Source organism: Cellvibrio polysaccharolyticus (assembly GCF_015182315.1).
Taxonomy (GTDB): domain Bacteria; phylum Pseudomonadota; class Gammaproteobacteria; order Pseudomonadales; family Cellvibrionaceae; genus Cellvibrio; species Cellvibrio polysaccharolyticus.
In genome coordinates this window covers 4,209,562-4,233,235 of record NZ_PRDL01000001.1, presented here as the reverse complement: position 1 = coordinate 4,233,235, position 23,674 = coordinate 4,209,562, and the positions used below count along the sequence as shown (strand labels likewise).

Annotated in this window: 25 protein-coding genes; 17 read left to right on the top strand and 8 right to left on the bottom strand. The window is 53.6% G+C overall.

The features are described 5' to 3' along the window. Window positions 1-83: 83 nt before the first annotated feature. Window positions 84-512, bottom strand: a complete 429-nt coding sequence (locus C4F51_RS17900) for an FKBP-type peptidyl-prolyl cis-trans isomerase (protein ID WP_193912182.1) — start codon at window positions 510-512, stop codon at window positions 84-86. A 95-nt stretch (window positions 513-607) separates the two neighbouring features. Between C4F51_RS17900 and C4F51_RS17895 the strand changes: the two genes are divergently transcribed. Continuing rightward, window positions 608-1,516, top strand: coding sequence for a LysR family transcriptional regulator (locus C4F51_RS17895; protein ID WP_193912180.1), 909 nt, complete (start codon window positions 608-610; stop codon window positions 1,514-1,516). A gap of 295 nt (window positions 1,517-1,811) precedes the next feature. Here the strand turns inward: C4F51_RS17895 and C4F51_RS17890 are convergent, their stop codons facing one another. Continuing rightward, window positions 1,812-2,927, bottom strand: a complete 1,116-nt coding sequence (locus C4F51_RS17890; RefSeq protein WP_193912178.1) for an NADH:flavin oxidoreductase/NADH oxidase — start codon at window positions 2,925-2,927, stop codon at window positions 1,812-1,814. A gap of 261 nt (window positions 2,928-3,188) precedes the next feature. On the opposite strand from C4F51_RS17890, the gene C4F51_RS17885 reads away from it, so the two are divergent. From C4F51_RS17885 to C4F51_RS17870, 4 genes are all read left to right on the top strand, one after another. Next, window positions 3,189-4,187, top strand: coding sequence for an alpha/beta fold hydrolase (locus C4F51_RS17885; protein ID WP_193912176.1), 999 nt, complete (start codon window positions 3,189-3,191; stop codon window positions 4,185-4,187). Window positions 4,188-4,334: 147 nt separating this feature from the next. Beyond that, the gene (locus C4F51_RS17880) at window positions 4,335-5,246 is read left to right on the top strand and encodes a LysR family transcriptional regulator (RefSeq protein WP_193912174.1); all 912 of its coding nucleotides are present in this window, start codon (window positions 4,335-4,337) and stop codon (window positions 5,244-5,246) included. Between the two features lie 93 nt (window positions 5,247-5,339). Continuing rightward, complete coding sequence (locus tag C4F51_RS17875) at window positions 5,340-6,383, top strand: putative urea ABC transporter substrate-binding protein (RefSeq protein ID WP_193912172.1); 1,044 nt, start codon at window positions 5,340-5,342, stop codon at window positions 6,381-6,383. Between the two features lie 2 nt (window positions 6,384-6,385). Beyond that, window positions 6,386-7,090, top strand: coding sequence for a cysteine hydrolase family protein (locus C4F51_RS17870; protein ID WP_193912170.1), 705 nt, complete (start codon window positions 6,386-6,388; stop codon window positions 7,088-7,090). Window positions 7,091-7,464: 374 nt separating this feature from the next. Here C4F51_RS17870 and C4F51_RS17865 read toward each other — a convergent pair whose 3' ends face one another. Beyond that, window positions 7,465-7,689, bottom strand: a complete 225-nt coding sequence (locus tag C4F51_RS17865) for a hypothetical protein (RefSeq protein WP_193912168.1) — start codon at window positions 7,687-7,689, stop codon at window positions 7,465-7,467. Window positions 7,690-7,824: 135 nt separating this feature from the next. On the opposite strand from C4F51_RS17865, the gene gmk reads away from it, so the two are divergent. The 8 genes from gmk to hisF all read left to right on the top strand — a co-directional run bounded on the left by gmk (window position 7,825) and on the right by hisF (window position 14,591). Continuing rightward, a complete protein-coding gene (gmk, locus tag C4F51_RS17860; protein WP_193912166.1) occupies window positions 7,825-8,442 on the top strand; it encodes a guanylate kinase in 618 nt (205 codons plus the stop codon). 130 nt (window positions 8,443-8,572) lie between these two features. After that, window positions 8,573-8,824 carry a DNA-directed RNA polymerase subunit omega gene (rpoZ, locus tag C4F51_RS17855; protein ID WP_193912164.1) on the top strand — a complete coding sequence of 84 codons (252 nt, stop codon included), beginning with the start codon at window positions 8,573-8,575 and terminating at the stop codon, window positions 8,822-8,824. Window positions 8,825-8,875: 51 nt separating this feature from the next. Beyond that, window positions 8,876-10,987: a bifunctional GTP diphosphokinase/guanosine-3',5'-bis pyrophosphate 3'-pyrophosphohydrolase gene (gene spoT, locus C4F51_RS17850; RefSeq protein WP_193912162.1), complete on the top strand. Its 2,112-nt coding sequence runs from the start codon at window positions 8,876-8,878 to the stop codon at window positions 10,985-10,987. Window positions 10,988-11,098: 111 nt separating this feature from the next. Next, window positions 11,099-11,482, top strand: coding sequence for a RidA family protein (locus tag C4F51_RS17845; RefSeq protein WP_193912159.1), 384 nt, complete (start codon window positions 11,099-11,101; stop codon window positions 11,480-11,482). 97 nt (window positions 11,483-11,579) lie between these two features. Beyond that, window positions 11,580-12,173 carry an imidazoleglycerol-phosphate dehydratase HisB gene (gene hisB / locus C4F51_RS17840; RefSeq protein WP_193912157.1) on the top strand — a complete coding sequence of 198 codons (594 nt, stop codon included), beginning with the start codon at window positions 11,580-11,582 and terminating at the stop codon, window positions 12,171-12,173. 36 nt (window positions 12,174-12,209) lie between these two features. Then, a complete protein-coding gene (hisH, locus tag C4F51_RS17835) occupies window positions 12,210-12,863 on the top strand; it encodes an imidazole glycerol phosphate synthase subunit HisH (RefSeq protein ID WP_193912155.1) in 654 nt (217 codons plus the stop codon). A gap of 209 nt (window positions 12,864-13,072) precedes the next feature. Then, window positions 13,073-13,807: a 1-(5-phosphoribosyl)-5-[(5-phosphoribosylamino)methylideneamino]imidazole-4-carboxamide isomerase gene (gene hisA / locus C4F51_RS17830; RefSeq protein WP_193912153.1), complete on the top strand. Its 735-nt coding sequence runs from the start codon at window positions 13,073-13,075 to the stop codon at window positions 13,805-13,807. Between the two features lie 10 nt (window positions 13,808-13,817). Next, window positions 13,818-14,591: an imidazole glycerol phosphate synthase subunit HisF gene (hisF, locus tag C4F51_RS17825; protein ID WP_193912151.1), complete on the top strand. Its 774-nt coding sequence runs from the start codon at window positions 13,818-13,820 to the stop codon at window positions 14,589-14,591. Between the two features lie 133 nt (window positions 14,592-14,724). Here hisF and C4F51_RS17820 read toward each other — a convergent pair whose 3' ends face one another. The 5 genes from C4F51_RS17820 to gpmI form a co-directional block, all read right to left on the bottom strand. Then, entirely contained in the window at window positions 14,725-14,943 is a 219-nt protein-coding gene (locus C4F51_RS17820; RefSeq protein WP_193912149.1) for a DUF6316 family protein, read from the bottom strand. A 132-nt stretch (window positions 14,944-15,075) separates the two neighbouring features. Beyond that, complete coding sequence (locus C4F51_RS17815) at window positions 15,076-15,966, bottom strand: divergent polysaccharide deacetylase family protein (protein ID WP_193912147.1); 891 nt, start codon at window positions 15,964-15,966, stop codon at window positions 15,076-15,078. A gap of 1 nt (window position 15,967) precedes the next feature. Then, window positions 15,968-17,371 (bottom strand): S41 family peptidase, encoded by a 1,404-nt coding sequence (locus C4F51_RS17810; RefSeq protein WP_193912145.1) that lies wholly within the window; start codon window positions 17,369-17,371, stop codon window positions 15,968-15,970. A 195-nt stretch (window positions 17,372-17,566) separates the two neighbouring features. After that, window positions 17,567-18,745 (bottom strand): murein hydrolase activator EnvC family protein, encoded by a 1,179-nt coding sequence (locus C4F51_RS17805; RefSeq protein ID WP_193912143.1) that lies wholly within the window; start codon window positions 18,743-18,745, stop codon window positions 17,567-17,569. A 62-nt stretch (window positions 18,746-18,807) separates the two neighbouring features. Continuing rightward, window positions 18,808-20,355 carry a 2,3-bisphosphoglycerate-independent phosphoglycerate mutase gene (gpmI, locus tag C4F51_RS17800; RefSeq protein ID WP_193912142.1) on the bottom strand — a complete coding sequence of 516 codons (1,548 nt, stop codon included), beginning with the start codon at window positions 20,353-20,355 and terminating at the stop codon, window positions 18,808-18,810. A 311-nt stretch (window positions 20,356-20,666) separates the two neighbouring features. On the opposite strand from gpmI, the gene C4F51_RS17795 reads away from it, so the two are divergent. The 4 genes from C4F51_RS17795 to ppx all read left to right on the top strand — a co-directional run bounded on the left by C4F51_RS17795 (window position 20,667) and on the right by ppx (window position 23,624). Next, the gene (locus tag C4F51_RS17795) at window positions 20,667-21,074 is read left to right on the top strand and encodes a rhodanese-like domain-containing protein (RefSeq protein WP_328701420.1); all 408 of its coding nucleotides are present in this window, start codon (window positions 20,667-20,669) and stop codon (window positions 21,072-21,074) included. Window positions 21,075-21,084: 10 nt separating this feature from the next. After that, the gene (gene grxC, locus C4F51_RS17790; RefSeq protein WP_193912140.1) at window positions 21,085-21,339 is read left to right on the top strand and encodes a glutaredoxin 3; all 255 of its coding nucleotides are present in this window, start codon (window positions 21,085-21,087) and stop codon (window positions 21,337-21,339) included. 82 nt (window positions 21,340-21,421) lie between these two features. Next, window positions 21,422-21,943: a protein-export chaperone SecB gene (gene secB / locus C4F51_RS17785; RefSeq protein ID WP_193912138.1), complete on the top strand. Its 522-nt coding sequence runs from the start codon at window positions 21,422-21,424 to the stop codon at window positions 21,941-21,943. A 172-nt stretch (window positions 21,944-22,115) separates the two neighbouring features. Then, window positions 22,116-23,624, top strand: coding sequence for an exopolyphosphatase (gene ppx, locus C4F51_RS17780; RefSeq protein WP_193912136.1), 1,509 nt, complete (start codon window positions 22,116-22,118; stop codon window positions 23,622-23,624). The last annotated feature ends 50 nt before the right edge of the window (window positions 23,625-23,674 follow it).

Genomic DNA, 23,674 nt, shown 5'->3' with positions numbered 1-23,674 from the left:
TTTATATTGACGGCGGTTATTTTCATTGCCGGCGGCGAAGTAGATAAACAACAGGCTGCCGGACTTTATTCGGTTGATATCTCTTAACCCGGCTTCACATTCACCAGCCGCACATCAAAAACCAGCACGGCATTGGGGCCAATTTTATCGCCCACGCCGCGCTTTCCCCAAGCCAGTTCTGGCGGTATGACAAATTCATAACGGCCGCCCTGGCGGGCGAGTTGCAAACCTTCGCGAATGCCGGGGATGGCTTCCTTCATAGTAAATTCGTCAGGGAAGCCGGTCTTGTAGGTGTCGGCAATCATCTTGCCATTCACACTGGAAATCCGCTGATGCACCACTACCGTATCGCCTGGCAGCGGTGATAAACCATCACCTTCTTCAACCACCCGATATAACAAACCGGATGCGGTTTCTTCCACGCCCGGCTTTTGCCGGAATTTTTCCAGGTAGTCGCCACTGGCTTTACGATTTTGGCCTGAAGAGCCCTTGTTCAATTTTTTATCACGCATCTGTCTTTCTGTTCCGTTCTCTCACGCTATAACCGGTATCGGTATAGAATAAACGATATCCATTTTTGTTGGCGCTGCCACTAAAGATTATCACCATGAAAGATATTAAAAGTCTGGATCTCAATTTGTTAAAAGCGCTTGAGGCATTGCTGGACGAGCGCAATGTAACACGGGCAGCGGCAAAGTTGGGGGTTACCCAGCCGGCGATGAGTGGCATGTTAACAAGATTGCGCGAAACCTTCGATGACCCGTTATTTGTACGCTCCCGCCACGGCATGATTCCCACCCCGCGTGCAGAGGCATTAACTGCACCGGTGCGTCAGGTTATTTGTGAAATTTCAGAATTGATTCAACCTGCTATTTTCGATCCTGCTTCAGCGCGGCTTACTTATACCATCGCTGCAACGGATTATGCTTTTCGCGCGGTAGCCGTTCCTTTTATTGCGCTGCTAAAACAACATGCACCGCAAATCCGGGTATCGCTGGTGGCGATTCGTGATAGCTCGTTGCAACAACAACTGGAGCGCGGCGAAATAGACCTTGCGTTGATCTCTCCGGAAAATTCGCCACCGGAAATGCACGCCCGTTCTTTATACGAAGAGCGCTATGTATGCGTGGTGCGGGAGACGCATCCGGTGGTGCAACAATGGCCGATCACGCCTGAACAATTTTGCGCGATGGACCATGCACTCGGTTCCTATACCGGTGGCGGTTTTTACGGTGTGACGGATGAAGCGCTGCAACCTTTCGGTTTGCAGCGGCAGGTAACGCTTTCAGTGCAGAGTTTTGCCGTGCTGCCAGACATCTTGCGCGCAAGCGATATGATTGCGGTATTGCCCTCGCGGCTGGTCAAGGGTATTCAGGGGCTGGCAGTACTTGAGCCACCCATCCCGATTCCCGGTTTCACCAACAGTGCCGTTTGGCATGAACGCACGCACCGCGACAGTGCACATCGCTGGTTGCGTGATTTGCTATTTCAAATTTGCCTGCGGCCCTGCTTATAAGAAAGGCACAATACGAGTTGGCGTTAGGGTCTGTGTTTCAAAACCGTCAGTCAGGGGCGCCCGGCGAGGGATGACTCGTCGGAGCTACAGGGAAGATGCATTCGCCACTTCCATGTGGCTCACCCTGCGGGCAGCTTCGCTGTGCAAATTGGCTATCCTGCCAATTTGTCATGCGTTTTTGGAACAAACATCCTGATGACAAACGGACAGAATGGCACCTCTTAAATATAAATAGCTTGGACAGAAAGATGCTTCACTTATCCGGCGTGCAGGTTTGGCCGTACTTGTGAAATGGTTATTTCGTTGAACGTGCAGCACCGCGATAGCGTTCCAGCCAATGGGCGTAGGATGAAGGCAGTACCCAGTCGGGGCGGTTCACGCCGAGTACTTGCGCCAGATGGTACACGTAATGTGGGTTGGCGAGGTTGGCGCGGCCGATCATCACCAGATCCATTTGGCCATCTGCCACCACACGTTCGGCAAGCTGTGGATCATCAATGCCCCATGATGCAGCGACGGGCAAACCGGCTTCGCGGCTGACACGCTCGGCAATCGGCGCCAGAAACGCCGGTGTTGCCCAGGGAATATTCACATCCGGAATCACAAAGTTCACACTCACGTTCAGCATATCCAAACCCGCTTCGCGCATCTTGCGCACCAGCGCGATGGACTCACTCAGTGTTTCTTCATCGCGACCATCGTATTCAATAACACCAAAGCGGGCGGTCAGTGGCAGATTTTCCGGCCAAACTTCGCGCACAGCAGCAAGAGTTTCCAGCAAAAAGCGGCTGCGATTTTCGAAGCTGCCGCCATACTGATCATCACGTTGGTTGCTGTGTGGTGAAAAGAAACTTTGCGCCAGATAGCCGTGAGCAAAATGCAATTCCAGCCATTCAAAACCGGCGTCGCGGGCGCGGCGGGCGGCGGCCACAAAATCTGCCTGAACGCGGGCAATATCATCCAGCGTCATGGCGGTGGGCACTTTGCCCAGATCGTTACCAAAGGCGATGGCAGAAGGCGCGATGGTTTGCCAGCCGCGGGCATCGCCTTCGGCAATATGGTCGTCACCTTCCCAGGGATTATTGGCGCTGGCTTTGCGGCCGGCGTGGGCGATTTGAATACCTGGTACAGAACCTGCTGCTTTGATACCGGCTGCAATCGTCGCCATGCCTTCTGCTTGCTGGTCATTCCACAAGCCGGTGCAATCCGGGGTGATGCGACCTTCGGGGGAAACCGCGGTAGCTTCTACAATCACCAGCCCGGCACCGCCACGAGCGATAGACGGATAGTGCACCTGATGCCATTCGTTGGTAAAACCATCTACCGCTTTGTACTGGCACATGGGCGGTACAGCGATGCGGTTGCGCAGGGTGACGTCTTTCAGGGTGAAAGGGGTAAATAAAGCAGACATGGAAATTCCTTAAGTGGTCGCGATGCACCAGGCTGATTTGCCGGCTCGCGTGGGGAAATTTGCTCGGTTCGAAAGCGGTGAGCCGTTTCGAATGGGTGCATGATGATGAGGCAGTAGAAATAAGTCCAATCCAGTATTTTTATTCTGATCATCAGCAAATCTGATAATTGGTGTCGCCCTTATCTTTGTTTGTCGTGTGGTCGCCGCAAACCGACTATTTTTATTTATGATGTAAACCGATCATTTACCTGGGAGGAGAATATGTTGTTCCGTGTTGGTTGTTTGTTGTTGCTGAGCTTGTGCTGTCGGGCTTTCGCCCAGGAGGAGCCGGTTACCTATGGTTCCCGTCTTGAGGGGTTTGATTACCCGTTCGAGGTAAAAACCTTTGCCTTTGAATCTCAGCAACAGGCGCTGGAAATGGCCTACATGGACATTCAGCCGGAAAAGCCCAACGGGGCCACGGTGGTGCTGTTTCATGGCAAAAACTTCTGCGCCGCCACTTGGGAAGGCAGTATTGCTGAACTGCACCGCGCCGGTTTTCGGGTAATCGCACCGGATCAGGTCGGCTTTTGCAAATCCAGCAAACCGGATGCCTATCAATTCACATTTCAACAACTCGCCGCCAACACCCGCGCGCTGCTGGACTCGCTCGATATTAAAGACGTGACCGTCATGGGGCACTCCATGGGCGGCATGCTGGCGACCCGGTTTGCGCTGCAATACCCGCAACAAACCCGTCAGCTGGTGATGGTAAACCCGATTGGTCTGGAAGACTGGAAAGCGCTGGGCGTTCCTTATCGCAGCGTTGACCAATGGTTTGAGCGCGAGATGAAAACCTCGGCTGAAGGTATTCGCCAGTATCAGCTGAACACCTACTACGCCGGTGAATGGCGCCCGGAATTTGATCGCTGGGTAGAAATGCAGGCGGGCATGTTTCGTGGTCGCGGCAAACACGCGGTGGCCTGGAATTCGGCGCTGACCGCCGACATGATTATGTCGCAGCCGGTGCTTTATGAATTTCCGCTGTTGAAAATGCCGGTACTGTTGCTGATTGGCGAGCTGGATAACACCGCACTCGGCAAAGACGCCGCCGCGCCAGAGTTGCAAGCACAGCTGGGCAATTACAAAGTGCTGGGCAAGACTGCGGCCGAGCAGATTCCCGATGCCAAATTGGTGGTTTTCGAAGACCTCGGCCACTCCCCCCATATTCAGGCACCGGACCGTTTCCACAAGGCACTCTTATCCAATCTGGTGCGTTAATTTTGCACAGTTCTACAGGCAGTGGCTCGTCAATCAGGAATCAGACCGTCTGCCGCAGGGATGCGGCAGTCGAGCCCCCATGGACGGGTTTACGGCGAGTCTGAATCCTGATTGACGAGCCGATGCAGGCTCCGATGGTGAAAGTTGATGCAACTCGGTGATATCGATTTACGGCTGCTGCGGGTTTTTCTGGCGGTGGCCGATGCCAATGGCATCAGTAATGCCCAGGCACTGCTCGGGCGTGATGCCTCCACCATCAGCAAACATATTGGCCAACTGGAAAGCCGCCTCGGCTTTCGTTTGTGCGAGCGTGGCCGTTCGGGTTTTGCGTTAACGGAAGAGGGCGCCACGATTTACCGCCGCGCTACCGAATTGTTCAATGCCACCCGCCGTTTTGAGCAGGATGCGCTGGCGATGCAACGCCAGCTCAGCGGCCCCATTCGCATCGCCATGATCGACAACCTGATTACCGATGCTACCTGCCCGTTAATGCCCACCTTGCAACGCTTCTCCCGCCGCGAACAAAACGATGTGGAATTTTTTATCGACATCACCGCCCCGGCAAAAATCGAGCAGGCGGTGCTGGATAATCAGGCGGATATCGGCATCGGCATCTTTATGCATGGTTTGCAGGAACTGGAATATCTGCCGCTCTATGAAGAGCGCGACTATCTCTACGTGGCCAGCGGTCATCGACTCGCCGGTTTGGTTGGTGAGCAACTGCAACAGGCACTGATTCAAGAACGCAAAGTGGCTCGGGAATTTCTTGAACAGGCGGATCTGTTATTGATGGGCGAGCAAAGTGAGGTGCCGCATGCCTGGGTCAGTAATATCGAAGCCGCTGCCATGCTGATTCTGGCCGGCAGTCATGTCGGCTTTTTGCCCGGCCATTTCGCCAACCGCTGGGTAGAGCGGGGTGAGCTGGTGGCACTTGATCCGCAGCAATTTCAGCGAGTGTCATCCATTCAGGCCATTACCCGTAAAAACAAACGCCGACCGCGGCCGGTGCTGCAAGCTTTTCTGGACGATCTGCAACAAACCTGCGTTACCTGCAATTAACTGCCGGTATACCTGCAATGCTTACCATTGGACGGCGTTTTCCCGGCTGACAGAATCGGGTCGTATTCGGGATTTTCTGAAAGAGGCATCACTATGAAACGTCAATGGTTTGCAGGATTGATACTGGCAGCAACCAGCTGCTTTTCTCTCAGCGCATTTGCTGCCGAAAAATTGCCGCAGGTGCGCATTGCCTGGTCGGTGTATGTCGGTTCCATGCCGCTGGGTTACGCAGAAGAGACGGGCATTCTCAAGCGCTGGGGCGAGCAATACGGTATTGATTTGCAGGCGGTGCAGATCAACGACTACGTTGAAGGCATCAATCAATTCACTGCCGGTCAGTTTGACGGCACCATCGCTATGTTGCTGGATGCACTGACCATCCCGGCGGCATCTGGCGTGGACACCAGCGTGGCGCTATTGCTGAACAATTCGCTGGGCAATGATGGTTTGATCCTCAAAGGCGGCAAGGATTTAACCAGCCTCAAAGGCAAATCGGTCAACCTGGTACAGTTCTCCGGTTCCCACTATCTGCTGGGTCGGGCGCTGGCCAAAGCCGGTTTGACCGAGCGCGATTTAACCGTGGTCAACACCTCTGATGCCGACATGATCGCCATGTTTCCCAATGGCAAAGTGAATGCCGTAGTGACCTGGCAACCGCAACTGGGAGCGATTCTTTCCAGCTATCCGGACGCACATTTGGCCTTCAGTTCGGCGGACATACCCGGTGAGATCAACGATGGTTTGCTGCTGCGCACCGAATTGCTGCAACAACATCCGGACCTCGGCAAAGCGCTGGCCGGTGCCTGGTTTGAAGTGATGGATATTCTCGCTACACCCGGCGCAAAACGCGATGAAGCCATCGCGCAGATGGCCGCTGCATCCGGCACCGATGCTGCCGGTTTTGAAGCGCAGCTGAAAACCACCCATTTTTATGCGCGAGGCGAGGGCGCGTCCTTTGTTGCCAGTCAGGAATTTCAGGACAAGCTGACATTGATCCAGCAATTCAGCTTTGACAATGATCTGCTCGGCGAAGGCATTCGCAACCCCGGTGATATCGGCATCGAATATCCCGGTAAAGTGGTCGGCAATGTGCAACGGGTTAACCTGCGCTTCCCCGCCACCTACATGGAGAAGTGATCATGTCCTCCATGGGATTTGTTAACGCAATACCTTACGCCTGGCCGCTGTCCGGTCAGTGGTCCAGGCAGGACACCGCGCTGATCGTGATCGACATGCAGTCAGATTTTCTCCACCCGGAAGGTTACTTTGCCTCCATGGGTTATTCGGTGGCGGCGGGGCGCGCTGCCATCGAACCCACAGCGACCTTGCTGGAATACATGCGTGCAATCGGTGTCACCGTGATTTACACCCGCGAAGGGCATCGCCCGGATCTCAGCGATCTCAACCCGACCAAACGATTGCGTGGAGAGTTAAAGGGGACGCCGATTGGCGCCCAAGGGCCCTTGGGGAAGTTTCTGGTTCGCGGTGAAAAGGGCTGGGACATAGTGCCGGAGCTGGAGCCGCAACCCGGTGACATTCTGCTCGATAAACCTGGCAACAGCGCCTTTCATGCCACCGATCTGGATCAGATTCTGCGCAGCAAAGGCATCCGCCAGTTGATTCTTACCGGCGTTACGACCGATGTCTGCGTCCATTCCACCATGCGCGAAGCCAACGACAAGGGCTACGATTGTGTGCTTCTGTCAGATTGCTGCGCAGCGGGAGAAGCACATTTGCATCAGGCGACGGTGGATATCACCCTCAATGAAGGCGGTATTTTTGGTGCGGTTGCGGAATCGGCAGATGTTTTGAAGGTGCTGGCAAAGGCTTGTGAAGCGGCTTGAAACCGGTAAGAGAAACGCTTGAGTAAAAACCGACCGTTCAGGCTGCACAAGCTTCATATCAGCATGATGTGAGTTTGGCGTCAGACCACTTATTACAAAACTATCGAGCTATGGACGCCCGCCATGGATGGCGGAAGTTAGAACAATGCAGGAGCAATCGCCGTTGACTCGTCAGAGCTACCGAGAAAGATGCATTCGCCACATCCGTGTGGCTCACCCTCCGGGCAGCTTCGCTGTGCAAATTAGCAATCCTGCCAATTTGTCATGCGTTTCTGGAACAAGTGGTCTGACGCCAAACGTATAGAATGGCACCTGTTAAAAAAGCTTGGAAAACAGGCGGAGCAATAATCCGAGTAATCGCTTTTAAAAACCATTCAATGCTTTTTCGCCGCATTTTGCGCGGTGATATTAACCAAAGTCGCAATTCCCTGATTACGCAATTTGTTCATCAGTTCCGCCAGCTTATCAACCTCACTCGCCACCAGCTGTCGATTATCAGCAAACTTCAATCGCCCCTTTTTCACCAACTCTTCTACATAAGCCGGGCGCACGCGCAAACGGATGGCAGCTTCTTCAATAGAAATCAGTAACTCGGACATCGGGCGGGGCTCCAAAAAAATCAGGCTGCATTATTGAACAGGACGGGCGGCATCCGGCGGTGACCGCAGTGATCGGGCTGTGCCATAATCGCCCTTTTTTTCTGCCACCGTCTTCGCGCAATCAAGGTATGTTACATGAACAGTCATGGCACTCTCTACACCGTTTCTGCTCCGTCCGGCGCCGGAAAAACCAGTCTGGTTGCCGCGCTGGTAAAGTCCAATCCTGAAGTGTGTGTATCCATCTCCCACACCACACGTGCCATGCGCCCTGGCGAAGAAGATGGTGTGAACTACCATTTTGTTAATCACGCGACTTTCGAAACCATGCTCGAAAGCGGTGATTTCCTCGAACATGCGCGGGTTTTCAGTAATTTATACGGCACTTCGCAGCAATGGGTGGTAGAGCGCCTGTCGCAGGGTATTGACGTTATTCTGGAAATTGACTGGCAAGGTGCTGAGCAAGTACGCAAGTTAATGCCGGAAACTGTCAGCCTGTTTATCTTGCCTCCGTCGCTGGCAGCCTTGCGTCAGCGTTTGACCGGTCGCGGTCAGGATGATGAAGCAGTGATTGAAGCGCGTATGCAGGAAGCCATCAGCGAAATTTCCCACTACATAGAAGCGGATTACCTGATTATCAACGACGATTTCACCATAGCCCTGGCGCAATTGCAGTCACTGATTACCAGCCAGCATTTGCGTCTATCGCGTCAGGCGGTAAAACATCAGGCGTTATTGAGTGAATTATTAGGCTAAATGCAGCAAAAACGAGGTGTTTGGCACAGCTTAACGCGGTTGCAGCTGGCGACTTGCGGCCATCTGACGCATAATGACCCCTTGAAAACGCAGCCTCCAGCTGCAATGTACACACAGGCACGGAAATTTTATGGCACGTATTACTGTTGAAGATTGTTTGGCACATGTAGATAACCGTTTTGAGCTGGTGATGGTAAGCAGCAAACGTGCGCGCCAGTTGGCTATCGGTGGTAAGGAACCGCATGTTCCTGAAGAGAACGACAAGCCGACCGTTATTGCGTTACGGGAAATTGAAGAAGGCTTTATTGATGCCAGCATCCTGCTGGAAAAAGATACCTTGCCGCAGCCCAAGCCCGAGCGCACTTACGATAACGAAATCTGATCGTGATGACCGCACGCCAGTGCGGTCATGTGTTTCCGGGGGAGAATCGCGTTGCAAACCATAGAGGCCTTAAGTCACCGACTTTCGTCCTACCTGGATGTCAGCCAGATCAATCTGGTGAAGCGCGCGTATTTTTATGCCGAACAGGCACACGACGGCCAAAAGCGCCGTAGTGGCGAACCCTACATTACCCATCCGCTCGCCGTAGCAGACATCCTTGCGCAAATGCACATGGACCATCAAAGCCTGATGGCAGCCATGCTGCACGACGTGATTGAAGATACCGGCATCAGTAAAAAGGCCATTGCCAGCCAATTTGGCGGCTCGGTTGCCGATCTGGTCGACGGTGTCAGCAAGCTCACCCAGTTCGAGTTTGAATCCCAGGCGGCCAAGCAGGCCGAAAACTTCCAGAAAATGGCGCTGGCCATGGCCAATGACTTGCGGGTTATTCTGGTCAAACTCGCTGACCGCTTGCACAACATGCGTACTCTCGGCGCCATGCCGCCCGATAAAAAACGCCGCATCGCCAAGGAAACCCTCGAGATTTATGCGCCCATCGCCCATCGTCTGGGCATGAACGATATGCGCATGGAGTTCGAAGATCGCGGCTTTTACGCGATGTACCCGCTGCGTGCCACCCGTTTGCAAGCTGCGCTGAAAACCGCGCGCGGTAATCGCAAAGAACTGGTAGAGCAAATCCAGACGTCTATCGAGAAGCGGCTTTCCCGGGAAAACCTGCAGGCCGACGTGCTTGGCCGCGAAAAGCATCTCTTCAGCATCTATGAAAAAATGCGCCTGAAGAAGAAATTCTTCAAGGAGATTATGGATGTCTATGCCTTCCGCATCGTGGTCGACAGTGTTGATACCTGTTACCGGGTGCTGGGTGTGGTGCACAACCTGTACAAGCCGGTTGCCGGCGAGTTCAAGGATTACATCGCTATTCCCAAAGCCAACGGCTATCAGTCGCTGCATACCGTATTGGTAGGCATGCACGGGGTACCGATTGAAGTGCAAATTCGCACTAAAGAAATGGACGAGATGGCCAACAACGGCATCGCTGCGCATTTCCTGTATAAATCCAATACCGATGACCTGAATGCCAGCCACAACCGTGCCCGTGAATGGGTGCAAGGGTTGCTGGAAATGCAGCGTCGCGCTGGTGACTCTCTGGAATTTATCGAAAACGTTAAAATCGATCTCTTCCCCGATGAGGTGTATGTTTTTACGCCGAAAGGCAAAATTGTCGAGTTGCCGCACGGCGCAACGGCGGTGGATTTTGCCTACGCGGTGCATACGGATATTGGCCATGCCTGTGTTGCCTGCCGGGTCAATGGCCGTTTGGCGCCCTTGTCGCAGCCGCTGCAAAGCGGTCAAAAGGTGACCATTATCACAGCCCAGGGCGCGCAGCCCAATCCCAATTGGCTGAATTTCACCGTGTCCGGCAAGGCGCGCAGTGCGATTCGCCACTACCTGAAAAATCAGCGTCATCACCAGTCGGTTGCGCTGGGTCGTCGTATGCTGGCGCGCGCGTTAAGCGATATTCAACTGGACATCGACCACCTGTTGCCCGCGCAGCTGGAAAAGTTATTGCAAACCACCCAGCTCGAAACCATGGATGATTTGCTGGAAGACATTGGCCTGGGCAACCGCATTGCCTACGCCGTTGCCCGTTTGCTGGCACCGGAAACCGAAGCCAAAAGTCGTGGCAGCAGTATTTATTCGCCGCTGACCATCGACTCCTCCGAAGGCATGTTGATTACCTTCGCCCGCTGCTGCCGCCCGATTCCTGGCGACCCGATTATCGGCCATATCAGCTCCGGTAAAGGCTTGGTCGTTCACCAGGAAACCTGCCGTAACATCGCCGAAATTCGCCACAATCCCGAGAAAATCAGCATGGTAAACTGGGCGCCTACGGTGACCGGTGAATTCCTTGTGGATGTGCGTGTTGAAGTAGAATCCGAACGTGGCATTATTGCGACCCTGGCCACCCGGATTACCGAGCAAGGTGGCAGTATTGAACATATCAACGTGCAGGAGCGCGACGCGCACAACAGCGTGATCAACCTCTGTATTGGCGTACATAATCGCGTGCATCTGGCCAATATCATGCGCCGCATTCGCAATATGAGCTTTGTTATTCGTATTGCCCGCAGCAAGAACTGATTGGCGGTAGCTGGTTCATCGCCTTCACCCTGTTTATACTCCCGTGTTTTTGTCGGTTCTTTCCCGTTTCGATGAACTTTTACCTGTATTGATGAGTTTTCAAGGATATTTATGAGCAATAAAGCGGTTATTCACACCCATCAGGCACCTGCCGCTATCGGCACTTATTCCCAGGCCATCAAGGTTAATAGCACCACGTATTTATCGGGCCAGATTCCGCTGGACCCGGAAACCATGACGCTGGTTGACGGCGACTTTGCTGCCCAGGCGCATCAGGTGTTTAAAAACCTGAGAGCGGTCTGTGAAGCGGCCAATGGCAGCCTGGCGGATATCGTCAAACTCAATATCTATCTGACCGACCTGGCCAATTTCCCCATCGTTAACGAAGTGATGGCGGAATATTTTGTGCAGCCTTACCCGGCGCGCGCGGCTATCGGCATCAACCAGCTGCCGAAAGATTCGCTGATCGAAGCGGATGGCGTGATGGTGGTTTAAAGCATTTTTCAGAGGTTCCCTATATAATCGCGCCTCATTTGTCCTTGCGCGCTGCGCATCATCCACTTTGCGCCCCGGCGTCGATGGAGCTTTTGTTATGTCCAACCGTGTAGCCCAGGTAGAACGCAACACCCTGGAAACCAAAATTAAAGTCAGCCTCGACCTCGATGGTAAAGGAACTGGCGTATTCAACACCGGTGTTCCTTTTCTGGAGCACATGATGGATCAGATCGCCCGTCACGGCATGATTGATCTGGACATCGTTTGTGATGGCGACACCCACATTGATGATCACCATTCGGTAGAAGACATTGGTATCACCCTGGGCCAGGCGATTGCCAAAGCGGTAGGCGACAAAAAAGGCTTGCGTCGCTATGGCCACGCCTACGTGCCGCTCGATGAAGCGCTGTCCCGCGTAGTGATTGATTTCTCCGGCCGTCCGGGTCTGTTTCTGGATATTCCGTTTACCCAAAAGCGCATTGGTACGTTTGATACCGAATTGTTTTGGGAGTTTTTTCAGGGCTTCGTCAACCATGCCGGTGTGACTTTGCACATCGACAACCTGCGTGGTCATAACTCGCACCACCAGGCCGAGACCGTGTTCAAAGCCTTTGGCCGCGCCTTGCGTATGGCGCTGGAACTCGACCCGCGCATGGAAGGCATGATGCCCTCCACCAAAGGTTCGCTCTGATTATTTTTCTTTTTTTCGTCGCCGTTGCAGGTTTTTATGAGTACACAAACAGTCGCAGTGATTGATTACGGCATGGGCAATTTGCACTCGGTCGCCAGCGCGCTGGGTCATGTTGCCACTGGTGAATCGATTGTTATCACTGCCGATCCTGCCGTGGTTGCGGCTGCTGACCGGGTGGTCTTTCCCGGCGTTGGCGCGATCCGGGATTGCATGGGCGAAATTCGCCGCCTCGGTTTCGATAACCTGTTGCGTGAACAGGTTGCCAGCGGCAAACCGGTATTGAGTATTTGTGTCGGCATGCAGGCGTTGATGCAGCACAGCGAAGAAAACGACGGTGTTGATTGCATCAACCTGGTGCCAGGTCAGGTCAAATTTTTCGGTGAACACCTGCGCGATGAAGCGGGCGAGCCGTTAAAAGTACCGCACATGGGCTGGAATCAGGTTAACCAGGCCATTGACCACCCCTTGTGGCAGCAGATCGCTCGCGATAGCCGGTTTTATTTTGTGCACAGTTACTACGTGCAGGCCGAAGACCGCAAACTGGTGGCAGCAACTACGCAATATGGCGTTTCCATTGATGCTGCGCTGGCTCGCAACAATTTGTTTGCGGTGCAATTCCACCCGGAGAAAAGCCACACCGCCGGTTTGCAGTTATTGAAGAATTTTTTACAGTGGGATGGTCGGTCCTGATTACCCGCCAATCGCTCAGAGGATCGGGCAGAAGCCTCCGGAACACGCCGTGAACCCGGTACCTGCGCTCTCCTGGAGCTTCGGTACACTTCCCACTTCCCTGTGGGGCGTCCATGGGGGCTCGACTGCCGCATCCCTGCGGCAGAGTTCCGGACACTTCTACCCGATCCTCTCTACGAAAATGTGCAAGTATTAAGAGAAGAAACGTTATGCTGATTATCCCCGCAATTGATTTGAAAGATGGCCAGTGCGTGCGCCTGCGTCAGGGTTTGATGGACGACTCCACGGTATTTTCCGATGACCCGGTAGCCATGGCCGCCCAATGGGTTGAGCAAGGCTGCCGCCGTCTGCACCTGGTTGACCTCAATGGCGCTTTCGAAGGCAAGCCGGTTAACGGCGGCGTGGTGACGGCTATCGCCAAAGCCTACCCGAAACTGCCCATTCAAATCGGTGGCGGTATTCGCAGCGCAGAAACTATTGAGTACTACCTGAACGCGGGCGTCAGCTACGTTATTATCGGCACCAAAGCGGTAAAAGAACCGCAATTTGTCACCGATATGTGCAAACTCTTCCCCAATCGCATCATTGTTGGCCTCGATGCCAAAGATGGCTGGGTGGCTACGGATGGTTGGGCGGAAGTATCCAATGTGCAGGCCAGCGAATTGGCCAAGCGCTTCGAGCAGGATGGCGTTTCCAGCATCGTTTACACCGATATCGCCCGCGACGGCATGATGCAGGGTGTGAATGTGGAAGCCACCGTTGCTATGGCGCAAGCCTCCAGCATTCCGGTGATCGCCTCCGGTGGTATTACCAATATGGATGATATTGTTCGACTGAAGGCGCAAGAGCATCACGGCATTGTTGGTGCAATTACCGGTCGCGCTATTTACGAAGGCACTCTCAACATGGCCGAAGCCCAGGGCTTCTGCGACAGCTTCAAATAACAGGTTAATTATGGCGCTCGCAAAACGTATTATTCCCTGCCTGGATGTTGATAATGGCCGTGTGGTAAAAGGCGTGAATTTCGTCGGCATTCGCGATGCCGGTGATCCGGTAGAAATTGCCAAACGCTACAATGATGAAGGCGCTGACGAAGTCACTTTTCTGGATATTACCGCCACCCACGAAGGCCGTGATACCACCGTGCATACGGTTGAGAAAATCGCCAGCGAAGTGTTTATTCCGCTCACCGTGGGCGGCGGTATTCGCACCGTGGACGACATTCGCATTATGCTGAATGCCGGTGCTGACAAAGTCAGTATCAACTCGGCGGCGGTGTTTAATCCGGATTTTGTAAAAGCGGCTTCCGATCGTTTCGGCGCCCAGTGCATTGTGGTTGCCATTGATGCCAAGAAAGTAAGTGGCCCCGGTGAAACCCCGCGCTGGGAAATCTTCACCCACGGCGGCCGCAAGCCAACCGGGCTGGACGCGGTGGAGTGGGCGGTGCGCATGGCTGAGTACGGCGCAGGTGAGATTCTGCTGACCAGTATGGACGGCGACGGCACCAAAAAAGGTTACGATCTGGGCGTCACTCGTGCGATCAGCGATGCGGTGCGAGTGCCTGTTATTGCCTCTGGCGGCGTGGGTAATTTGCAGCATTTGGTGGACGGTGTAAAAGAAGGCCGCGCCGATGCAGTGCTGGCGGCCAGTATTTTCCACTTCCGCGAATACACCATTCCCGAAGCCAAAGCCTTTATGCGCGAGCAGGGTGTTGAAGTTCGGTTGTAACCGGCCCGCTTTATAGCTCTCGTGCGAGTGCTATAAAAAAAATGCCTGAGTCGTTAACACGGCTCAGGCATTTTTTTTACCGTCGATGACAGATCGGGTAGTAATAACTAGCGGGACCTGCGGGCAGCCGGGGTTACGCTGCCCTGTACCTCTTTAGCATTTCAGAGGTGCCCGGATCGGACGAGCGAATATAGTCGATAAAAGCCACAGCGCCGTTCTGCGCGTCGCTGGCTGAATCAAATGGGCCGATATCCACACCTTCACGGGTGCTGTAATACCAGTAGCCGTCTTTTTGCAGAAAACGCCCGCTACGCGGAGGGATAACGCCATCTTCACCGTTTCTGTGAGCCATGATTTATACCTGCTGACGCATTATATGAGAATGTGTAAAGCATAAGCCTGCCGAATCAGTTATTCAACTTTTAATCATTATAAGAAGCTATTTGGGAAAACGGATATATCGAGTGGTTATTGTCTCGGGCATTCAGCGTTCGAATTGCGTCACAATATCCGGGTAGAAGAGTTTTTTCAGGCGGCTGCGGTGCTGCTGATCCTGCCACAGTCGGTTCAGTTCGGCATCGGTTCGCCATAACAGCAGCGGTGGCGCAGCACACAACGCCAACGGCAAAGGTTTGGGCAGGTAGGTTGCCGCCGGGGCGTGTTGTGCAATCAATTGCGAGGCCGGTACCACGGTTACGCCGGTATCCGCGAGCAGCGCATCCAGTTGTTTGAGCACCGCGATGGTTTCAGGGTAGGGATGGCCAATGGCTACCGCATAACCCTGGCGTTGCGCCAATTGGATGGCTTGTTGCACTTGCCGGGTAATGGCGGTTTTTTCGCGCCGGTTATCCAGAAAAACATCCCGCTTCATGGCAGGCAGGCCATTTTCCCGTGCCGTGTCCAGCGCGACGGTTTTATCCGTGGTGCGGCTGTCGATAAAATAAAGTTGCCGATCAGCCAGTACATGCATCAGCGCGTGCATGGCACCGGTTTCCCGCGTCAGCTGGCTGCCCATGTGATTGTTAATGCCGCGCGCATGAGGCACCTCCGCCAGCATGCGTTTTAACAGGGCTTGCAGTTGGCTGTTGCTCATACTGCCGGTCAACATGTGTTTGTCAGCGTAGTCCGGGCGGGTAGCGCTCATGGGCGCGTGCAGCATAATTTCCTTGCCGTAGCGGGCGCCGCTATTGGCGAGTTTTTTTCCGTGGGGCGTAAAAGGCAGTACCGCGAGGGTGACGGCGTGGTTCAGCTCGACCAGCTGCTGACCCGCAGTGGCGTTGTAGCCAACGTCATCAATAATAATGGCAAGTTCCGCCGCGTTAATGAGAGAAGAAAAGCTCCACAGTAACGCGGCCAGCAGACAATATCGGGTCACATCAATCCAGCGATTCGGGCAGCTCTTCAGGCAGAATGTCCCCGGCATCGCGTTTCACTTCGGCCGTTTGCAGCGGTTTTGCGTCACCACCTTCCTGCTGTTTACGGAAAATGTGCAAGCCTTTCAGCAGATTCAGCGCTTCCTGTAGCTGATTGTCTTTGCGGCTGGGGTCGGCAATGGAAACCGTGCGTGTTTGTTCGCGGCTCTTCGAACCCACTTCTTCACCGCCTTTTTTATTTTGCAGATGACCGGCCAGATCTGCTTCGGTAGGTACCGGCCCCGCCGCTTTCAGTGCGGTAACTTCAGCGCGCTCAACAATCACGTCAGGTTCGATGCCTTGCGCCTGAATAGAGCGACCGCCCGGCGTGTAATAAAGTGCGGTGGTCAGTTTAATAGCGCGGCTTTCGCTGATAGGAATCACGGTTTGTACCGAACCTTTACCGAAGCTGCGGGTGCCCATAATGACCGCACGTTTATGATCTTGCAGCGCGCCGGCGACAATTTCCGACGCGGAAGCCGAGCCTTCATTGATCAGCACTACAATCGGCAAGCCGTTGGAGGCGTCACCGGAGCTGGCAGTGTAATTGATATCACTGTTTTCCAACCGGCCTTCGGTGTAAACCACCAGACCGGTATCGAGGAAGGCGTCAACCACTTCAACCGAGGCTTGCAACACGCCGCCTGGGTTATTGCGCAGGTCGAGAATAATGCCTTTTAAATTCGGCGTTTTTTCCAGTTGTTCGCGCACACGGCGAGCGGTGTCGCGGCCGCTGTCGATCTGGAATTGGGCAATACGAATATAAAGAAAATCGTCGTCCATGATGCGGGTGCGAACGCTTTGCACTTTGATGGTGTCGCGCAGAATAACCACATCAAACGGCTTTTCCACGCCGCTGCGCATAATGGTCAGTATCAGCTCGCTGCCTTTGGGGCCGCGCATCATCTGAATGGCTTCATTCAACGACATGCTTTTAACCGGTTTGTCGTCGAGACGAATAATCAGGTCACCGGTTTCGATACCGGCTTTTTGCGCCGGGGTGCCGTCAATCGGAGAGATAACTTTGATAAAGCCGTTTTCCTGGCCGATTTCAATGCCAACGCCGCCGAACTCGCCGGTGGTATTGACCTGCAAATCTTCAAAGGCTTTTTTATCGAGGTAGGCGGAGTGCGGATCCAGTTCGGACAGCATGCCCTTGATGGCGTACTCCAGCAATTTGCTATCGCTGATTTCTTCAACGTAGCCACTGCGGATATGGTCGTACACCCGCGTAAACATGCGCAGGTCTTCCAACGGCAACAACCCTTCGCCGGACTCATCGCTTTTCGGAGCAGCTGCAAAAACTCCAAGAGGCAATGCCAGTACACCGGCAATGAGCAACAGGCGATTGAGTGACGCGTACAGCATGGGTTTCTCCAGCGGAATCCGGGTTCCGCACACTTCCGGCTAACGACGGGCAAAGGTTAAAACGTTGGGTCCTTTCTGTGCTCGAACAGTTTCATCATAGCTGCCATTCGATTTTCACAGTCAATACAGTATTTAAACATCGGCTGGATCACAAGCGTTGGCATTGCCTGAAAAAATAACCGCTGTTTTCACACATCATACACGCGCGAGCCAGTTAACGGGATTAACCGTCTTGCCCTGGCGGCGAATTTCAAAATACAAACCATTTTTTTCCTGGCCGCCGCTGTTGCCAACTTTGGCAATCACGTCACCGGCATTGACCCATTCACCGGTAGCGCGCGACAAACTCTGGTTGTGGGCGTAGAGGCTGAGGTAGCCTTCGCCATGATCCACAATTACCAGCAGCCCGTGGCCGCGAAAATAATCGGCAAATACCACTCGCCCGTGGTGTACGGCAATTACCGGTTGGCCAGCGTTGGCGGTGATAACAATGCCTTCAGACTGCAAACGGGTGTTTGGCCGCACAGCGCCAAATCGTGTGGTGAGTTGGCCCTTCGTTGGCCAGGGCATCTTGCCCTGGCGTTTGCTGAAAGCTTCGCCCGATGCCGGCATGGGTACGCTGCCGACGGTGCGCTCTACCTGCTGGATTAAGGTAACCAGCCGCTTGCGGTCTTCTTCCATTTGACGCAGTTCGCTGTCACCGGTCTTGAGCGAGGTATTCATCGAGGCCAGCACTTGCTGGCGGCGAGCCTGTTCCTGTTTCAGGCGACCGGCTTGTTCTTCCAGTTGCTGCGCGTTGGTTTGCAGCACGGCTTGCTGGTCGAGAATTTGCGGCTCAATGGCGTCGAGCTTTTCCAGCGTTGCCAGATAATTATCCAGCTTGATGTGGTGCGCGGCAAAAATGCGCTCGTGATAACCCAGAATGCGAGTAACGGTTTCCGGCGACTCCTGATTCAATAACAGGCGCACCGCACTTTGTTCACCGGCGCGGTGGGCTACCCGAATTTGTTCGGCGATATCGCCCTGCTGTTTCCGGCGCGCTTCCTGAAGCTGTTCACGCTCTTTATTGAGGTTTTCCAGCTCTTTGTTTTGTTCGTTAATATCCTGTCGGATGCCGTCAATTTTTTTCTGCAATTGACCCATTTCGGATTCGGATTTCTGCAACTCCTGCTGCAATGCCGAGCGGTTGCCCTGAATGGTTTTCAGCTCCTGCTGCAACTTCTGAATGTTTTGTTGCAGTTGCTTCAGCTCGGCCTGCTGATCCGCCTGTGCCTGAATCGTCGGTAACGTCAGGGCAACAACGCAAAAAGCCAGGCGAATCAATCGGCCTGGCAATTTAACGATGGATGGAAACAGCGGGCGAGGTGTAATCATTCAGCGGATCCGTCGGGCGACGCCGGGAACAACCCTCAGGCTGAACCCGGCAGATGCGGCAATTACTCTTCCAGGGTGATCAGGTTGCGACCGGTCATTTCTACCGGTTGTGGCAAGCCCATCAGGTGCAGCATAGTCGGTGCTACGTCAGCTAGCGAACCGCCATCGGCAACTTTACCTTTACGCGCGCTGCAGAAAATGAACGGCACCGGCAGGGTAGTGTGCTGGGTGCTCACCTGGCCTGACTCGGGGTCAAACATTTCTTCAACGTTACCATGGTCGGCAGTGACCAGGGCTTCACCACCGGCTTTCTCAACGGCTTCGAGCACACGACCCAGGCAGGCATCAACCGCTTCAACCGAGGCAACCGCGGCAGAGAAAATGCCGGAGTGGCCAACCATGTCGCCGTTGGCGTAGTTACAAATAATAGCGTCGTATTTGCCAGACTCAATCGCAGCAATCAACTTTTCAGTCACTTCCGGCGCGCTCATCTCCGGCTGCAAGTCGTAAGTGGCTACCTTGGGTGACGGTACCAGAATACGGTCTTCGCCCGGGTAAACGACTTCGTTACCGCTGTTGAAAAAGAAGGTTACGTGCGCATATTTCTCGGTTTCAGCGATACGCAGCTGGGTTTTACCCAGGCTGGCAATGTATTCACCGAAGGAGTTGGCGAGGTTTTCCGGTTTGAAGGCAACGGGCGCTTTGATGTCAGAGGCATATTCGGTGGTCTGTACAAAATGAGCAATTTTCGGCGTCAGTTCACGCTCGAAACCGTCAAATTCCGGCTCAAGCAGCGCGCGGGTAATTTCACGGGCGCGGTCCGGGCGGAAGTTCATGAAGATCACGGAATCGCCATCATTGATGGTAGCGACTTCTTCGCCTTCGCCAACAATTACGGTCGCTTTAACGAATTCATCGTTTTCATCGCGGGCGTAAGCGGCTTTCAGGCCGTCAACAGCGGTCAGCGCATCGTACTCGGCATCGCCGGTTACCATAACGTCGTAAGCGACTTTAACGCGATCCCAACGGTTGTCGCGATCCAGTGCGAAGTAGCGGCCGACAATGGAAGCTACACGGCCGGTGCCGACTTCACGGAAGGTGTCTTCGGCTTGTTGCAGAGAGCCTTCGGCGCTGCGTGGCGGGGTGTCGCGACCGTCGAGGAAGGCATGCAGGTAAATTTCTTTGGCGCCGCGCTGGGCAGCCAGGCGAATCATGGCGCAGATGTGATCCTGATGGGCATGGACACCACCGTCAGATAACAGGCCGATGATATGTACCGCTTTACCGGTATTGATAGCGCCATCGATGGCTTCGAGGTAAACCGGGTTGGTAAAGAAGTCGCCGTCAGCGATGGATTTGTTGATGCGGGTAAGGCTCTGGTAAACAACGCGTCCCGCGCCCAATGACATATGGCCTACTTCACTGTTGCCCATTTGTCCGTCCGGCAAGCCGACAGAGAGGCCGGAGGTGGCAATAAAGCTTTTCGGGTTGGAGGCGATGCGGTCCAGCACCGGGGTGTTGGCACTGTATACGGCGTTATGTTCGGTTTTTTCAGAGTGGCCGATGCCATCCAGAACAATTAATACAACGGGTTTTTTCGGGGCGGTCATACGTGCTAGTCGCTCTTTGATCAACAACGGAAGATAAGTGGCGGGCAATAGCATTCAGCGCAGCAATTACCTGCCTTATGTGTTTCACCATTCTAACCGGTTGCGCGCGTGATCTCTATGAAATCCGCTTGATTATTGTGGATTGTGCCCCCATATGACCGTTTCATGCCGACAAGGGTGGATCACAAGCCCCGTTGCTGAGCAATCCGGGTTGATCGTGTATACTGCCAGGCAATTTCGCAGGCCTGTCCTGTTGGTTGGCGGGCAGTTTCTGCTCATGGTTTGGCATCGTTTTTTCAGGAAATACGCACGTGGTGAATTTTTTTAATTTTATGGGCCAGGAATGGCTGCTGGTTGGCACCCTGATCGTTTTGATTTTCGTCTATTCCTGGCGCGAACGTATTAAAAGCGGTCGTCCTATCCCGATCAACGAAGTGACCCGCCTGCTGAATAACGGTGCGGTGTTGCTTGATGTGCGCGACAGCGCCGAATTTAAAGCCGGTCATATCGTCGGTGCTATCAATGTGCCTTACGGCAAAATTACTGCCGAGATCGCCAATCTTGAAGTGCACAAGGGCAAGGTCATTATTGTTGCCGATAAACTGGGCCAGCATGCCGGCCTGGTTGGCCGCACTCTGGGCAAGCAGGGGCACGATGTGCGTCGTCTGGCCGGTGGTATTGCTGAATGGCAGGCGCAGAGCCTGCCCCTGGTGAAATAACGAGGTAAATATGGCTCGTGTTGTTATGTACACCACAGCGGTTTGTCCTTATTGCGTCAATGCCAAAAAATTGCTGGCAGAGAAAGGGGTAACCGTTGAAGAAATTCGCGTTGACCGTGAGCCGCATCTGCGTCAGGAGATGATGGAAAAGAGTCGCCAGCGTACGGTGCCGCAAATCTGGATTGATGATTACCACGTAGGTGGTTTTACCGATCTCTGGGCACTGGATAAAAGCGGGAAGCTGGATGGGTTACTGGGCCGCTAGTTTTCTGCCCTCATGGGTGTCCGCTGCTTCGACAGTCGGGCATTGTCTTGTTCTCTAAATACACTGATGAAAGAGTTAAGTTATGACCGAAGAAAATAACACTGTAGCTGCAGGCGAAGAACAGTCACAAGCGGCCCCCAATTTCGCTATTCAGCGCGTTTACCTGAAAGACATTTCTTTCGAAACTCCGATGGGTGTTGAAGCTTTTCTGCAGCCCGCCAAGCCGGCTATTCAACAAGACCTGAATATTCAGGTTAACCAGTTGAATGATGACACCATGGAAGTGGTACTGCTGCTCACCATCACCGCCAAGGTTGAAGCGCGTACTTTGTTCCTGGTTGAAGTAAAACAAGCCGGTCTGTTCACCATTGCCGGTTTTGACAAGCGTCAGGTTACCCAGCTGATCAACACCGCTTGCCCGCAAATTTTGTTCCCTTATGCGCGTGAAGCCATCGACAGCATCCTGAACCGTGGCAGCTTCCCTCCGTTAATGCTGGCACCGATCAATTTTGATGCAGTATTTGTTCAGGCAATGGAGCAGGCTCGTCAACAGTCAGACGCTGCACCCGCTGCTGAAGCGCCGGCTGCTGCCACCATCAACTGATCTGCTTTACCTCTGCGATACCTGCGTTATTGGCAGGTATCGCAGCAATTTCATTGCGCTGTCATATTGAATGGCAGTGACATGCAGTAATCTGTCAGGTTAAAGTGTTTCCGAAAAGCATTTCCGGATTGCCGGATGTGTATTCTGCAATCATTGACCCTGGCGCTGTCGCATGTTCGATCTCTCTCATAATAATTCCCCTGTCTCCAGTCATATCGCCGCGATTGATCTCGGCTCCAACAGTTTTCATATGATTATTGCCCGTTGGCAAGATGGCCAATTATTGCTGCTGGATCGCTTGCGTGAGCCGGTGCGTCTTGGTTGGGGTTTGGAGGCGGATGGCACCTTGAATGAGAGCGCTCGCGAACGCGCAATGAATTGCCTGCAAAAATTCGGTGAGTATTTGCGCGAATATCCCTCGCGCAGCGTGCGCATTGTCGGCACCAAAACCCTGCGTAGTATTAGCGACTCGCGAGCATTTCTTGCGGAAGCACAAACCCGCCTCGGTCACCCGGTAGAAATTATTTCCGGTGATGAAGAGGCGCGTCTGGTGTACCTCGGCGTAGCACACGATATTGCACCGGCCAAAGGCAAGCGCATCGTGATGGACATCGGCGGTGGCAGTACAGAAATTATTCTCGGTGAAGGCATGCAGCCGCAATTCAAGGAAAGCTTGAATATGGGTTGCGTCAGTATTACCAAGCATTATTTTCCGGATGGTAAAGTCAACGACAAGCACATCAAACGCGCACGCATTGCCTGTTTGCAAGAACTGGAACCGGTGGTAGAAACCTTTCTGGAGCAAGGCTGGCAGGAGGTGCTGGGCGCTTCCGGCACCATTAAAGCGGTGGCACGCGTGTGCGAAGCATCCGGCTGGAGTAATGGCACTATTGAGGCCAGTTCCTTGCAGCGGATTATTGATCTCTACCGGGAGAAGGGCGATACCCAGCTGAAACTCAACGGCTTGTCAGAAGACCGCCAGCCGGTTTTTATTGGCGGCGTGATTGTGTTGCAGGTGCTGTTTGAAAGTTTGCAATTAAAAACCATGCAAGCGGCAGAATGGGCGTTACGCGAGGGTTTGCTCTATGACCTGAAAGGCCGTCTGGAAAATCACGATATTCGTCAGGCCAGTGTAGATGCATTGGCGCGTCGCTTTCATGTCAGCTTTGAAAAAGTAGAAGCTGTGGAAGCCACTGCCCTGAAATTATTGGCGCAGGTGGATAAGGGCTGGAACCTCAACCCTAAAGATTCGGAAAAATTATTAGGTTGGGCGATAAGACTTTACGGCGTTGGTCTGGGCATTTCCCATAACGATTACCACAAACACAGCGCGTACATTGTTGAGCATGTTGATCTGGCCGGTTATTCCCGCGTTGAACAGCAACAGCTATCGCATCTGGTGCTGGCGCATCGCAAACGCTTTCCGGTCAAAGTATTTCCTATGGACAATAAGGCACTGGTGCGTATCGCCATTCTGTTACGTCTTGCGTTGGTTTTTCACCGCGGCCGCAACAGTAAAAAGGGCATTCCGGAAATTACCCTGAAGGCCCATGAAAATGCATTGAAGTTATCGCTGAGTGCGCGCTGGCTGGAAGAAAATCCGCTGGCCAGTGCGGATCTCGAAACTGAAGCGCATCACCTGGCCGATATTGATTACACACTGACGATTGCCGCTGTTTGAAAAATCTTGCAGTGGTGGCATGTTGTCCGTTCGTCATCAGCCGGTCTGTT

Coding starts and splice junctions, on each gene's coding strand:
- C4F51_RS17895 (WP_193912180.1), top strand. CDS start 608: ATGAAAGATATTAAAAGTCTGGATCTCAATTTGTTAAAAGCGCTTGAG.
- C4F51_RS17845 (WP_193912159.1), top strand. CDS start 11,099: ATGAGCAATAAAGCGGTTATTCACACCCATCAGGCACCTGCCGCTATC.
- C4F51_RS17820 (WP_193912149.1), bottom strand. CDS start 14,943: ATGGCTCACAGAAACGGTGAAGATGGCGTTATCCCTCCGCGTAGCGGG.
- secB (WP_193912138.1), top strand. CDS start 21,422: ATGACCGAAGAAAATAACACTGTAGCTGCAGGCGAAGAACAGTCACAA.
- C4F51_RS17870 (WP_193912170.1), top strand. CDS start 6,386: ATGTCCTCCATGGGATTTGTTAACGCAATACCTTACGCCTGGCCGCTG.
- C4F51_RS17805 (WP_193912143.1), bottom strand. CDS start 18,745: ATGATTACACCTCGCCCGCTGTTTCCATCCATCGTTAAATTGCCAGGC.
- hisA (WP_193912153.1), top strand. CDS start 13,073: ATGCTGATTATCCCCGCAATTGATTTGAAAGATGGCCAGTGCGTGCGC.
- C4F51_RS17880 (WP_193912174.1), top strand. CDS start 4,335: ATGCAACTCGGTGATATCGATTTACGGCTGCTGCGGGTTTTTCTGGCG.
- grxC (WP_193912140.1), top strand. CDS start 21,085: ATGGCTCGTGTTGTTATGTACACCACAGCGGTTTGTCCTTATTGCGTC.
- rpoZ (WP_193912164.1), top strand. CDS start 8,573: ATGGCACGTATTACTGTTGAAGATTGTTTGGCACATGTAGATAACCGT.
- C4F51_RS17890 (WP_193912178.1), bottom strand. CDS start 2,927: ATGTCTGCTTTATTTACCCCTTTCACCCTGAAAGACGTCACCCTGCGC.
- C4F51_RS17900 (WP_193912182.1), bottom strand. CDS start 512: ATGCGTGATAAAAAATTGAACAAGGGCTCTTCAGGCCAAAATCGTAAA.
- gmk (WP_193912166.1), top strand. CDS start 7,825: ATGAACAGTCATGGCACTCTCTACACCGTTTCTGCTCCGTCCGGCGCC.
- gpmI (WP_193912142.1), bottom strand. CDS start 20,355: ATGACCGCCCCGAAAAAACCCGTTGTATTAATTGTTCTGGATGGCATC.
- C4F51_RS17865 (WP_193912168.1), bottom strand. CDS start 7,689: ATGTCCGAGTTACTGATTTCTATTGAAGAAGCTGCCATCCGTTTGCGC.
- ppx (WP_193912136.1), top strand. CDS start 22,116: ATGTTCGATCTCTCTCATAATAATTCCCCTGTCTCCAGTCATATCGCC.
- hisH (WP_193912155.1), top strand. CDS start 12,210: ATGAGTACACAAACAGTCGCAGTGATTGATTACGGCATGGGCAATTTG.
- C4F51_RS17885 (WP_193912176.1), top strand. CDS start 3,189: ATGTTGTTCCGTGTTGGTTGTTTGTTGTTGCTGAGCTTGTGCTGTCGG.
- C4F51_RS17810 (WP_193912145.1), bottom strand. CDS start 17,371: ATGCTGTACGCGTCACTCAATCGCCTGTTGCTCATTGCCGGTGTACTG.
- hisF (WP_193912151.1), top strand. CDS start 13,818: ATGGCGCTCGCAAAACGTATTATTCCCTGCCTGGATGTTGATAATGGC.
- hisB (WP_193912157.1), top strand. CDS start 11,580: ATGTCCAACCGTGTAGCCCAGGTAGAACGCAACACCCTGGAAACCAAA.
- C4F51_RS17875 (WP_193912172.1), top strand. CDS start 5,340: ATGAAACGTCAATGGTTTGCAGGATTGATACTGGCAGCAACCAGCTGC.